At 64.4% G+C, this 12,770-nt stretch carries 12 protein-coding genes; 11 read left to right on the forward strand and 1 reads right to left on the reverse strand.

Translation table 11 applies throughout. From position 1 onward, the window contains the following. Nucleotides 1-92 precede the first annotated feature (92 nt). From MFF34_RS17955 to MFF34_RS17970, 4 genes are all read left to right on the forward strand, one after another. Entirely contained in the window at nucleotides 93-1,103 is a 1,011-nt protein-coding gene (locus tag MFF34_RS17955; protein ID WP_027592388.1) for a class 1 fructose-bisphosphatase, read from the forward strand. 3 nt (nucleotides 1,104-1,106) lie between these two features. Then, a complete protein-coding gene (locus tag MFF34_RS17960) occupies nucleotides 1,107-1,703 on the forward strand; it encodes a DUF924 family protein (RefSeq protein WP_238215630.1) in 597 nt (198 codons plus the stop codon). A 203-nt stretch (nucleotides 1,704-1,906) separates the two neighbouring features. Beyond that, on the forward strand, nucleotides 1,907-2,161 hold the full coding sequence (gene bamE, locus MFF34_RS17965) for an outer membrane protein assembly factor BamE (RefSeq protein WP_079230016.1): 255 nt from the start codon (nucleotides 1,907-1,909) through the stop codon (nucleotides 2,159-2,161). Beyond that, entirely contained in the window at nucleotides 2,158-2,730 is a 573-nt protein-coding gene (locus tag MFF34_RS17970) for a lipocalin family protein (protein ID WP_186677171.1), read from the forward strand. Before bamE ends, MFF34_RS17970 begins: the two co-directional genes overlap by 4 nt. Nucleotides 2,731-2,843: 113 nt before the next feature. Here MFF34_RS17970 and MFF34_RS17975 read toward each other — a convergent pair whose 3' ends face one another. Then, a complete protein-coding gene (locus MFF34_RS17975) occupies nucleotides 2,844-4,208 on the reverse strand; it encodes a formimidoylglutamate deiminase (protein ID WP_238215632.1) in 1,365 nt (454 codons plus the stop codon). A gap of 143 nt (nucleotides 4,209-4,351) precedes the next feature. Here MFF34_RS17975 and hutC point away from each other — a divergent pair, with 143 nt between their 5' ends. The 7 genes from hutC (at nucleotide 4,352) to hutG (ending at nucleotide 12,739) form a co-directional block, all read left to right on the forward strand. After that, a complete protein-coding gene (hutC, locus tag MFF34_RS17980; protein ID WP_172960436.1) occupies nucleotides 4,352-5,062 on the forward strand; it encodes a histidine utilization repressor in 711 nt (236 codons plus the stop codon). Continuing rightward, nucleotides 5,059-5,631, forward strand: coding sequence for a HutD family protein (locus MFF34_RS17985; RefSeq protein ID WP_238215633.1), 573 nt, complete (start codon nucleotides 5,059-5,061; stop codon nucleotides 5,629-5,631). Before hutC ends, MFF34_RS17985 begins: the two co-directional genes overlap by 4 nt. 225 nt (nucleotides 5,632-5,856) lie before the next feature. Then, on the forward strand, nucleotides 5,857-7,530 hold the full coding sequence (hutU, locus tag MFF34_RS17990; RefSeq protein ID WP_027592395.1) for a urocanate hydratase: 1,674 nt from the start codon (nucleotides 5,857-5,859) through the stop codon (nucleotides 7,528-7,530). A 69-nt stretch (nucleotides 7,531-7,599) separates the two neighbouring features. Next, on the forward strand, nucleotides 7,600-9,132 hold the full coding sequence (gene hutH / locus MFF34_RS17995; RefSeq protein WP_027592396.1) for a histidine ammonia-lyase: 1,533 nt from the start codon (nucleotides 7,600-7,602) through the stop codon (nucleotides 9,130-9,132). Nucleotides 9,133-9,299: 167 nt separating this feature from the next. Next, the gene (locus MFF34_RS18000) at nucleotides 9,300-10,703 is read left to right on the forward strand and encodes an amino acid permease (protein WP_027592397.1); all 1,404 of its coding nucleotides are present in this window, start codon (nucleotides 9,300-9,302) and stop codon (nucleotides 10,701-10,703) included. A 16-nt stretch (nucleotides 10,704-10,719) separates the two neighbouring features. After that, on the forward strand, nucleotides 10,720-11,925 hold the full coding sequence (gene hutI, locus MFF34_RS18005) for an imidazolonepropionase (protein WP_238215636.1): 1,206 nt from the start codon (nucleotides 10,720-10,722) through the stop codon (nucleotides 11,923-11,925). Between the two features lie 10 nt (nucleotides 11,926-11,935). Beyond that, nucleotides 11,936-12,739 (forward strand): N-formylglutamate deformylase, encoded by an 804-nt coding sequence (gene hutG, locus MFF34_RS18010; protein ID WP_238215637.1) that lies wholly within the window; start codon nucleotides 11,936-11,938, stop codon nucleotides 12,737-12,739. Nucleotides 12,740-12,770: the final 31 nt, after the last annotated feature.

Below are 12,770 nucleotides of genomic sequence, written 5' to 3' on the forward strand. Positions count from 1 at the left end.
GACAGCCCAGACGAGTCTCATCACTCGCTAGCATCGCACTCTCCCTGTAAACTGCGGGGGTTTTTCTCCCCCTTTCCATTTCGGAGCCATACATGTCCCGCGTTACCCTGAGTCGCTATCTGATTGAGCAGACCCGCAGCAACAATACCCCTGCCGATCTGCGCTTCCTGATCGAAGTGGTGGCGCGCGCGTGCAAAGAGATCAGCCACCACGTGTCCAAAGGCGCCCTGGGCGGCGTACTGGGCAGCATGGGCACCGAAAACGTGCAAGGCGAAGTACAGAAGAAGCTGGACGTTATCTCCAACGACATCCTGCTGGAGGCCAACGAGTGGGGCGGCCACCTGGCCGGCATGGCGTCCGAAGAAATGGACAACGCCTACCAGATCCCAGGCAAATACCCGAAAGGCGCCTACCTGCTGGTCTTCGACCCGCTGGACGGCTCGTCGAACATCGACGTCAACGTTTCGGTCGGCACCATCTTCTCGGTACTGCGTTGCCCTAACCAGTACCTGAGCCAGAACGAAAGCCTCAACGAAGAAGCGTTCCTGCAGCCAGGCACCGAGCAGGTTGCTGCCGGTTATGCCATCTACGGCCCGCAGACCATGCTGATCCTGACCCTGGGCAATGGCGTCAAGGGCTTCACCCTGGACCGCGAACTGGGCAGCTTCGTCCTGACCCACGAAAACATCCAGGTACCGGCCACCACCGCCGAATTCGCCATCAACATGTCCAACCAGCGCCACTGGGAAGCCCCGGTACAGCGTTACGTGGACGAACTGCTGGCCGGTGAAACCGGTCCGCTGAAAAAGAACTACAACATGCGTTGGATCGCCTCGATGGTCGCCGACGTGCACCGCATCCTGACCCGTGGCGGCCTGTTCATGTACCCGCGTGACGCTCGCGACCCGAGCAAGCCGGGCAAGCTGCGCCTGATGTACGAAGCCAACCCGATGTCGTTCATCATCGAGCAGGCTGGCGGCGCATCCACCAATGGTTACGATCGTATCCTCGACATCAAGCCAGAGAGCCTGCACCAGCGTGTGTCGGTCATCCTCGGCTCGAAGGAAGAGGTCGAGCGCGTCACCGCGTATCACAAGGAGTAAGTCATGCTGGCACCTTGGCAGCCGTTGCTGGAGTGGTGGTTCGGTTGGGGCACCAGTCCCCAGGCCGTGGCTGACGAGAAGAGCACGCTGTGGTTCGGCAAGCATCACGATGCCGAGGCCCAGGCGCTGTTTGGCGACTTGGTCGAACACGCCCTGGCGGGCGGGCTCGAAGAGTGGCAGCAGAGCCCGCAAGGCTGGCTCGGCCTGCTGATCCTGCTGGACCAGCTGCCTCGCATGATCTACCGCGACACGCCGCGCGCCTTCGAGGGCGACCGGCGTGCCCAGGTGGTGGCCATGCAGGGCCTGCAAAAAGCCTGGGATTACCAGTTGCTGCCGATCCAGCGGGTGTTCGTGCTGCTGGTGTTGGAGCATGCCGAGGTGCTGGACTGGCAAAACCTGTGTGTCGAGCGTTACCAGATGCTGCTGGACGAGCAACCTGAGGCCAATCGCCGGTTGTTCGAGGGGTTCCTCGACTACGCCGAGCAGCACCAGCGGGTGATTGCCCGGTTCGGGCGCTTCCCGCACCGCAACCTGATGCTGGAGCGGCCGAGCACCAGCGAAGAGATGGACTTTTTGCTGGAGCCTGGCTCCAGGTTCTGATTGCCGCTGGGCCTGCTGCGCAGGCCTGTCGCGACACAAAAACCGCGCGTGCATCTGCAGGCGCGGTTTTTTTGTGCCTGCCATTGGCCAGCCGACCAATGGTGTAGGTGAAAAGGGGGGAGGGCAGGGAACCAGGGAGGGATTTTCCCGTCGAAGGTCACTGCAGGCCACTCGCCTGTATCCCCTGTTCAGGAGTGTCCTTCATGTCGTTGCGTTCCCTCGCCCTGTTGTCCCTGTGCGTCGTTCTGACCGCGTGCAGCAAGATCAACCAGGAAAACTATTCCAAGCTCAAGGCCGGTATGAACAAGGCCGAGGTCGAGCAACTGCTCGGCACGCCCACCGAGTGCTCTGGCGCACTGGGCATGAGCAGCTGTACCTGGGGGGACGAGAAGAGCTTTATCAGCGTGCAATACGCGGCCGACAAGGTGCTGATGTATTCAGGGCAGGGCCTCAAATGAGGCGTGTCCACCTGCTACTGGGGTTGTGCCTGGTGATGCTGCTAGGCGGCTGCGCCACGTCTGCACATGACCCGCTGGCGCCGAAAACCGCCGGCAATGTCGACCTCAAGCGTTACCAGGGCAAATGGTACGAGCTGGCGCGCCTGCCGATGCGCTACCAGGAGGGCTGCGAGCAGTCCGAGGCGCATTACAACCTGAAGCAGGACGGCACGTTTGGCGTGCTCAATCGCTGCCGCACGATCGGCGACGAATGGCTGCGCGCCGAGGGGCATGCCAACATCCAGGAGCCGGGGCATACCGACAAGCTGTGGGTAGAGTTCGATAACTGGTTCACGCGCCTGGTGCCGGGTGTGGCGAGAGGCGAGTACTGGATTCTGTACGTGGACGACCGCTACCACACGGCGATCGTCGGCAGCCCGGACCGCAAATACCTGTGGATCCTGTCCCGCACACCGAGCCTGCCAGCCTGGCAGCGCGAGAGCTTGCTGGCCAAGGCACGGCAGCAGGGGTATGACACCAGCCGGCTGATCTGGCGCACGGCTGACCAGCAGATCGTCAAGTCTCATTGATGCCATTCACGCTGTGCGTGTAGGAGCAGCCTCGTGCTGCGAAGAGGCCCGTATGCATTCAGCAAATGCTGGGGTAATACCGGCCTCTTCGCAGCACAAGGCTGCATCTACCCTCAGTTCAGCAGTTGACGCAGAACCTCGACGAACGCCCGCGCGCTTTCCTCTTCCTGCGCATGGCGCCCCTGGCGCACTACCCATTGCCCGTTGACCATCACATCGCGCACCTGGCGATCGCCGCCCGCGAACAGCCAGCGGTTGAGAATCGCATCGCCCTTTGCCGTGGCGATGTACGGGTCCTGCCCGTCGAGCACCAGCCAGTCGGCTCGCTTGCCCACTGCCAACTCGCCGACCGCTTGCCCAAGCGCCTGGGCACCGCCGCTCAAGGCCGCGTCATACAGCGTGCGGCCGACCATCGGTTGGTCGCCGCGATACAACCGGTTGCGCCGTTGATCGCGTAGCCGCTGGCCATACTCCAGCCAACGCAGCTCCTCCACCACGCTGAGCGACACATGGCTGTCCGAGCCAATGCCCATGCGCCCACCTTGTGCCAGGTAATCCACCGCCGGGAAGATACCGTCGCCCAGGTTGGCCTCGGTGGTCAGGCACAGGCCTGCCACCGCGCCACTGCGGGCCATGGCGGTGACTTCATCGGCTTCGGCATGGGTGGCATGCACCAGGCACCAGCGCGCGTTCACGTCGACATGTTCGTACAGCCACTGCAGCGGGCGGCGGCCGCTCCAGGCCAGGCAGTCGTCGACTTCCTTCTGTTGTTCGGCAATGTGGATATGCACCGGGCTGTGCGGGCTGCCAGCCTCCAGCACATGGGCGATCTGCCCTGGCGTGACCGCCCGTAGCGAGTGGAAGCACAGGCCCAGTTGCTGTGCCGGCTGCGCGGCCAGCAGGGGGGCGAGCTGTGCCTGCAGGCGCAGGTACTGCTCGGTGGAGTTGATGAACCGCCGTTGCCCTTCGTTCGGAGCCTGGCCGCCGAAGCCGGCGTGGCTGTAGAGCACCGGCAGCAGGGTCAGGCCGATGCCGCTGCTGGCTGCCGCAGCGCTGATGCGCCGGGACAATTCGGCAGGGTCAGCGTAGGGCTTGCCGGCCTGGTCGTGGTGCACGTAGTGGAACTCGGCCACCGAGGTGTAGCCGGCCTTGAGCATCTCGATATACAGCTGGCGCGCGATGACCTGCAGTTGTTCCGGGGTGATCTGGCCCACCAGGCGGTACATCAGGTCACGCCAGGTCCAGAAGCTGTCGTTGGGGTTGCCCGCCACTTCCGCCAGCCCCGCCATGGCGCGTTGAAACGCATGGGAATGCAGGTTGGGCATGCCCGGCAGCAGCGGGCCGGCCAGCCGTTCGGCGCCTTCGGCCGAAGCATCGGGCTCGATACGGGCCACGCTGCCATCGCTGGCGACCTCGATTCGGACATTGCTGGCCCACCCATTGGGCAGCAGGGCGCGTTCGGCGAAGTAGGCGGACATCGGTGAAATCCTGTTATTGTTAACTTGTATATACATATACAGGCGTTTGCCTGCCGGGTAAACTGCGGCAAGCTACCGCTCATTCAATCGCACAAGGATCCAACGCCGTGCCGACACCTCCTGTCTCCGCGCTGGTTGCCCAGATGGGCGAGGGCCCGGCGCCGCTGTACGCGCGGGTCAAACAGATGATCATCCAGCACATCGACAACGGCAGCTGGCCGCCTCATCACCGGGTCCCTTCGGAAAGCGAACTGGTCAGCCAACTGGGCTTCAGCCGCATGACCATCAACCGCGCCCTGCGTGAGCTCACGGCCGAAGGCTTGCTGGTGCGCATGCAAGGGGTTGGCACGTTCGTCGCCGAGCCCAAGAGCCGTTCGGCGCTGTTCGAGGTCAACAACATCGCCGACGAAATCGCCGGGCGTGGCCACCAGCATAGCTGCCAGGTGATCACCCTTACCGAAGAAGCGGCCGGCTCCGAGCGCGCCCTCGCGCTGGACATGCGCGAAGGCCAGCGGGTGTTCCATTCGCTGATCGTGCACTACGAAAATGGCATCCCGGTGCAAATCGAGGACCGCTACGTCAACGCAGCGATCGCCCCTGATTACCTCAAGCAGGATTTCACCCGGCAGACGCCTTACGCCTACTTGTCCCAGGTCGCACCGTTGACCGAGGGTGAGCACGTGGTTGAGGCGATCCTGGCGGAGCCGCACGAGTGCCAGTTGTTGCAGATCGAGCGGGGCGAGCCATGCCTGCTGATTCGCCGCCGCACCTGGTCCGGTCGCCAGCCGGTCACCGCTGCGCGGTTGATCCACCCCGGTTCCCGTCATCGCCTTGAAGGACGTTTCAGCAAATGAGCCAGATGCAGGTGTTGCGTGCGCAGGGGTACCCGCGCATGCCGTGGAAGAACGGCGGGGGCTTCACCGAGGAAATCACCCGCGACAGCGGCGAGGGCCTCGACGGGTTTGGCTGGCGTTTGTCGATTGCCGATATCGAAGAGTCAGGCGGGTTCTCGTCGTTCGCCGGTTACCAGCGGATCATCACCGTGCTGCAGGGTGATGGCATGCGCCTGTTGGTCGATGGCCAGGCCAGTCGGCCGCTGTTGCCGTTCGATGCCTTTGCGTTTGCCGGCGAGAGCCAGGTCAGTTGCAAGTTGCTGGGTGGGGCGATTCGTGATTTCAACCTGATCTATTCGCCGCAGCGTTATCGGGCGCGGTTGCAGTGGTTCGATGGTACCCACCGGCTGTTCAGTGCGGCGTCGACGGTATTGTTGTTTGCGGCCAGTAGCCAGGTCGAGGTGGCCATGGCGGGGCGTGAGATGCAGCGGCTGGGGTTGTATGACTGCCTGCGGCTGGAGGCTAACGATGAATTGCTGGGGCTGGAGGTTCAGGGGCGTTTTTGCCTGATCGAGCTGACAGCGCGCTGATCTCATTGCCGTGGAACTGGGGCTGCTGTGCAGCCCAATCGCCGGCAAGCCGGCTCCCACAGGGTCTTTGTGGGAGCCGGCTTGCCGGCGATTGGGTCGCGCAGCGGCCCCTTTGCATTTTGGAAGGAAAAATTTGGTTGTCCATGCTTGTACATACAAGTAAAGGTGTGTTTGTATATTGACCACGACACACCTGCCCGCGGACGACCGCAGAGGACCCTTCCCGTGACCGACAACAACAAATACCGTGACGTTGAAATCCGTGCCCCCCGTGGCAACAAGCTGACCGCCAAAAGCTGGCTGACCGAAGCGCCACTGCGCATGCTGATGAACAACCTCGATCCGCAGGTCGCCGAAAACCCGAAAGAACTGGTGGTCTACGGTGGTATTGGTCGCGCTGCCCGCAACTGGGCCTGCTACGACAAGATCGTCGAGACCCTGACCCGCCTGGAAGACGACGAAACCCTGCTGGTGCAGTCGGGCAAGCCGGTCGGCGTGTTCAAGACCCACAGCAACGCCCCCCGCGTGCTGATCGCCAACTCCAACCTGGTGCCGCACTGGGCTAACTGGGAACACTTCAACGAACTGGATGCCAAGGGCCTGGCCATGTACGGCCAGATGACCGCCGGCAGCTGGATCTACATCGGCAGCCAGGGCATCGTCCAGGGCACCTACGAAACCTTCGTCGAGGCCGGCCGCCAGCACTACGGTGGCAGCCTGAAAGGCAAGTGGGTACTGACCGCAGGCCTCGGCGGCATGGGCGGCGCCCAGCCACTGGCCGCGACCCTGGCCGGCGCGTGCTCGCTGAACATCGAATGCCAGCAGAGCCGTATCGATTTCCGTCTGGAAACCCGCTACGTCGACGAGCAGGCCAACGACCTCGACGACGCCCTGGCGCGCATCGCCAAGTACACCGCCGAAGGCAAGGCCATCTCTATCGCCTTGCACGGTAACGCCGCTGAAATCCTGCCTGAGCTGGTCAAGCGTGGCGTGCGCCCGGACATGGTCACCGACCAGACCAGCGCCCACGACCCGCTCAACGGCTACCTGCCGGCCGGCTGGACCTGGGAGCAGTACCGCGACCGCGCGCAGACCGAACCGGCTGCGGTGGTCAAGGCTGCCAAGCAGTCCATGGCCGTACACGTACAGGCCATGCTCGACTTCCAGAAGCAGGGCATCCCGACCTTCGACTACGGCAACAACATTCGCCAGATGGCCAAGGAAGAGGGCGTGGCCAACGCCTTTGACTTCCCAGGCTTCGTACCGGCCTACATTCGCCCGCTGTTCTGCCGCGGCGTAGGTCCGTTCCGCTGGGCCGCGCTGTCTGGCGAAGCCGATGACATCTACAAGACCGACGCCAAGGTCAAAGAACTGATCCCCGACGACGCCCACCTGCACCGCTGGCTGGACATGGCCCGCGAGCGCATCAGCTTCCAAGGCCTGCCAGCGCGTATCTGCTGGGTCGGCCTGGGCCTGCGCGCCAAGCTGGGCCTGGCGTTCAACGAAATGGTGCGCAGCGGCGAGCTGTCGGCGCCGATCGTGATTGGCCGCGACCACCTGGACTCCGGTTCGGTATCGAGCCCCAACCGCGAAACCGAAGCCATGCGTGACGGCTCCGACGCGGTCTCCGACTGGCCGTTGCTCAATGCCCTGCTCAACACCGCCAGCGGCGCCACCTGGGTGTCGCTGCACCACGGCGGCGGCGTAGGCATGGGCTTCTCGCAGCACTCGGGCATGGTCATCGTCTGCGACGGTACCGATGAAGCCGCCGAGCGCATTGCCCGCGTGCTGACCAACGACCCAGGCACCGGCGTTATGCGCCATGCCGACGCCGGCTACGACATCGCCGTCGATTGCGCCAAAGAGCAAGGCCTCGACCTGCCAATGATCACGGGCTGATCGCTGCACTTTGAGAGATACTGAACAACAAGAAGGGGCCTGCGGGCCCCGACAGAATGGAGTAGCGAAGTGACCGAACTGACCCTCAAGCCTGGCACCCTGACCCTGGCCCAGCTGCGCGCGATCCACGCCGCACCCGTGCGCCTGCGCCTGGATGCCAGCGCCGACCAGCCGATCAACGACAGCGTTGCCTGCGTCGAACAGATTCTTGCCGAAGACCGCACCGCCTACGGCATCAACACCGGTTTCGGCCTGCTGGCCTCGACCCGCATTGCCAGCCACGACCTGGAAAACCTGCAGCGCTCGCTGGTGCTGTCCCACGCCGCCGGCATCGGCGCGCCGCTGGATGACGACCTGGTGCGCTTGATCATGGTGCTCAAGATCAACAGCCTCAGCCGTGGTTTCTCCGGCATCCGCCGCAAGGTGATCGATGCACTGATCGCCCTGGTCAACGCCGAAGTCTACCCACACATCCCGCTCAAAGGCTCGGTCGGTGCTTCCGGCGACCTGGCACCGCTGGCGCACATGTCGCTGGTGCTGCTCGGCGAAGGCAAGGCGCGCTACAAGGGGCAGTGGCTGTCGGCCACCGAAGCCCTGGCCGTTGCTGGCCTGGAACCTCTGACCCTGGCCGCCAAAGAGGGCTTGGCCCTGCTCAACGGCACCCAGGCGTCCTCGGCCTACGCCTTGCGCGGGCTGTTCTACGCCGAAGACCTGTACGCCGCTGCCATTGCCTGCGGTGGCCTGACCGTCGAAGCGGCGCTGGGCTCGCGTTCGCCGTTCGATGCACGGGTGCATGCCGTGCGTGGCCAGCGTGGCCAGATCGACACCGCCGCGTGCTTCCGCGACCTGCTGGGTGAAACCAGCGAAGTCTCGCAATCGCACAAGAACTGCGACAAGGTCCAAGACCCGTACTCGCTGCGCTGCCAGCCACAGGTCATGGGCGCTTGCCTGACCCAGCTGCGCCAGGCTGCCGAAGTGCTGGGCATCGAAGCCAACGCCGTGTCCGACAACCCGCTGGTGTTCGCTGCTGAAGGTGACGTGATCTCGGGCGGTAACTTCCACGCAGAGCCGGTGGCCATGGCCGCTGACAACCTGGCCCTGGCCATCGCCGAAATCGGCTCGCTGAGCGAGCGCCGCATTTCGCTGATGATGGACAAGCACATGTCCCAACTGCCGCCGTTCCTGGTGGAAAACGGTGGGGTCAACTCCGGCTTCATGATCGCCCAGGTCACCGCTGCTGCGCTGGCCAGCGAGAACAAGGCGCTGTCGCACCCGCACAGCGTCGACAGCCTGCCCACCTCGGCCAACCAGGAAGACCACGTGTCGATGGCCCCGGCGGCGGGCAAGCGCCTGTGGGAAATGGCCGAGAACACCCGTGGCGTGCTGGCCATCGAATGGCTGGGCGCCTGCCAGGGCCTGGACCTGCGCAAAGGGCTGAAGACCTCCGCCAAGCTGGAGCAGGCGCGTCAGGCGCTGCGCAGCGAAGTGCCGCACTATGACCGCGACCGGTTCTTTGCGCCGGATATCGAGAAGGCCGTCGAACTGCTGGCCAAGGGCAGCCTGACCGGGCTGCTGCCGGCTGGGGTTCTGCCTAGCCTGTAATGCCTTTGGGGCCGCGTTGCGGCCCATTCGCGGGGCAAGCCCGCTCCCACAGCAGCCCCGCAGATTTCAGACCTGTGTCGTTCCTGTGGGAGCGGGCTTGCCCCGCGAATGGGCTGCAACGCAGCCCCCTCGATCTCACGACCACAAAAACAAAATTAGGACGTGACATGCAACAAGCTCAAGGTCTCAAGCGCGGGCTATCGGCCCGGCACATCCGTTTCATGGCGCTCGGCTCCGCTATCGGTACCGGGCTTTTCTACGGTTCCGCCTCTGCCATCCAGATGGCCGGCCCCGCCGTGCTGCTGGCTTACCTGATCGGCGGCGCCGCCGTGTTCATGGTCATGCGCGCCCTCGGCGAGATGGCCGTGCACAACCCGGTCGCCGGCTCCTTTGGCCACTACGCCACGACCTACCTCGGCCCTATGGCCGGCTTCATCCTCGGTTGGACCTACGCCTTCGAAATGGTCATCGTCGCCATCGCCGACGTGACCGCCTTCGGTATCTACATGGGCTTCTGGTTCCCTGAAGTGGCCCGCTGGATCTGGGTGCTGGGCATCGTCTTCCTGATTGGCGGCCTGAACCTGTGCAACGTCAAAGTGTTCGGCGAAATGGAATTCTGGCTGTCGCTGCTCAAGGTCGGCGCCATCGTCGCGATGATCCTCGCCGGCCTCGGCATCATGGCCTTCGGCTTCAGCCAGGTGGGCACCGGGCATGCCGTCGGCTTGAGCAACCTGGTCGAGCATGGCGGCTTCATGCCTAACGGTGTCGGCGGCCTGATCGCCTCCTTCGCGGTGGTCATGTTTGCCTTTGGCGGTATCGAAATCATCGGCGTGACCGCCGGTGAGGCCAAGGACCCACAACGGGTCATCCCCAAGGCCATCAATGCCGTGCCACTGCGCATCCTGCTGTTCTACGTGCTGACCCTGTTCGTGCTGATGTGCCTGTACCCGTGGCCGCAGATCGGCAGCGAAGGCAGCCCGTTCGTGCAGATCTTCAGCAACCTGGGGATCGGTTCGGCAGCGGCAGTGCTCAACGTGGTGGTGATTTCCGCTGCGATTTCGGCGATCAACAGCGACATCTTCGGCGCCGGCCGCATGATGTATGGCTTGGCCCAGCAAGGCCACGCTCCGCGTGGTTTCAGCAAGCTGTCCAAGCACGGCGTGCCGTGGATGACCGTGGTGGTCATGGGCGCGGCGCTGCTGGTTGGGGTGTTGCTCAACTACCTGATCCCCGAGAACGTGTTCCTGCTGATCGCTTCGATCGCGACCTTCGCCACTGTGTGGGTGTGGCTGATGATCCTGGTCACTCAGGTCGCCATGCGCCGCAGCATGAGCCGCGAAGAAGCCGCGCAGCTCGCGTTCCCGGTACCGTTCTGGCCCTATGGCCCCGCCATGGCCATCGCGTTCATGGTGTTCATCTTTGGCGTGCTCGGTTACTTCCCGGATACCCAGGCCGCGTTGCTGGTCGGTGTCGTCTGGGTGGTGTTCCTGGTAGCGTCCTACCTGCTGTGGTGCAAGCCGCGGGCAGGGCAGGGCAAGGCGGCCCAGGCGCCGGCCGAGCTGCACCGCTAGTACAGGAGATTTGCAAATGAGAACCCTCTGGCAGCACTGCCATGCGGCAACCATGGTGGACGGGCGTTACGCGATCATCGAGGACGCGGCGATCGTCACCTGCGCTGGGCTGATCGAATGGATCGGCCCCCGCAGCGAGCTGCGGCCGGTCGAGGCTGAGCGTACGGTGGACCTGGGCTACGCCTGGGTCACCCCTGGCCTGATCGATTGCCACACCCACGCCGTGTTCGGTGGCAACCGCAGCGGCGAGTTCGAGCAGCGCCTGCAAGGCGTGAGCTATGCCGAAATCGCGGCGCAAGGCGGCGGCATCGCCAGCACCGTGCGGGCCACCCGCGCGGCCAGCGAGGATGAGCTGTTCGCCAGTGCTCGCCAGCGGGTTCAGGCATTGATGCGCGATGGCGTGACCACGCTCGAGGTCAAGTCCGGCTACGGCCTGGACCTGGCCAACGAGCGCAAGATGCTGCGCGTGGCCCGGCGCCTGGCCGACGAATTGCCGCTGTCGGTGCGCGCCACCTGCCTGGCGGCCCACGCCCTGCCGCCGGAGTACGCTGGCCGGGCCGACGACTACATCACCCATATCTGCGACGAGATGCTGCCGGCCTTGGCCGCAGAGGGCCTGGTGGATGCCGTGGATGCCTTCTGCGAGCACCTGGCGTTCTCCCCGGCCCAGGTCGAGCGGGTATTCATCAAGGCGCATGAGTTGGGCCTGCCGGTCAAACTCCATGCCGAACAGTTGTCGTCGCTGCACGGCTCCAGTTTGGCTGCGCGCTACCAGGCGCTGTCGGCCGACCATTTGGAATTCATGACCGAGGAAGACGCCATTGCCATGGCCGCGGCCGGCACTGTCGCCGTGCTGCTGCCGGGCGCCTTCTACTTCCTGCGCGAGACCGAGCTGCCGCCGATGGAGGCCTTGCGCCGCCACGGGGTGAACATTGCCCTGGCCAGTGACCTCAACCCCGGCACCTCGCCAGGGTTGTCGCTGCGCCTGATGCTGAACATGGGCTGCACGCTGTTCCGCATGACCCCGGAAGAAGCGCTGGCTGGCGTGACCACCCATGCCGCCACGGCGCTCGGCCTGGGCGACAGCCACGGCTCGCTTGAAGCCGGCAAGGTGGCCGACTTCGTCGCCTGGCACATCGAACGCCCCGCCGACCTGGCCTACTGGCTCGGCGGCGACCTGCCCAAGCGCGTGGTGCGCCGGGGCCATGAAATATCCAATTGAGCGAGGCGCAATGGACAAGGTACTGAGTTTTCACCAGGGCCGCCTGCCCCTGCTGATCAGCATGCCCCACGCCGGTCTGGGCTTGACCCAGGCCGTGCGCGAGGGCTTGGTCGACCAGGCGCAGAGCCTGCCCGACACCGACTGGCACATCCCACGCCTGTACGCTTTCGCCCGTGAGCTGGGTGCCAGCGTGGTGGCGGCGGAGTATTCACGCTTCGTCATCGACCTGAACCGCCCGGATGACGACAAGCCGCTGTACGCCGGGGCCACCACGGGGCTGTACCCGGCCACGTTGTTCGAGGGTGAGCCACTTTTCCAAAACGGCAAGGAACCCTCCGCGGACGAGCGCAAGGTCTACCTGGAACAGATCTGGCGGCCTTATCACGAGACGATCCAGCGCGAGCTGGCGCGCCTGCGCGAGGCGTTCGGCTACGCCTTGCTGTGGGATGCCCACTCGATCCGCTCGCTGATCCCGCACCTGTTCGACGGCAAGCTGCCGGACTTCAACCTGGGCACCTTCAACGGCGCCAGTTGCGATGCCGAGCTGGCCGAGCGGCTGCAGGGGACGTGCGCTGAGGCACAGGGTTACAGCCATGTGCTGAACGGGCGCTTCAAAGGCGGGCATATCACCCGGCATTACGGTAACCCGGCCGAGCACATTCATGCTGTGCAGCTGGAACTGGCGCAGAGCACCTACATGGAAGAAGTGAAACCCTTCGCGTACCGCGAAGAGCTGGCGCAGCCGACCCAAGCAGTGCTGCGCGCGCTGCTTGAGACACTGCTGGCCTGGGGCCAGGAGCGCTACGGAAGGTAAGCGGATGTTGAGCGGCGCGGCGCGCCGCTCA

Origin of the sequence: Pseudomonas sp. PAGU 2196 (assembly GCF_022179005.1) — a bacterium.
Taxonomy (GTDB): domain Bacteria; phylum Pseudomonadota; class Gammaproteobacteria; order Pseudomonadales; family Pseudomonadaceae; genus Aquipseudomonas; species Aquipseudomonas kermanshahensis.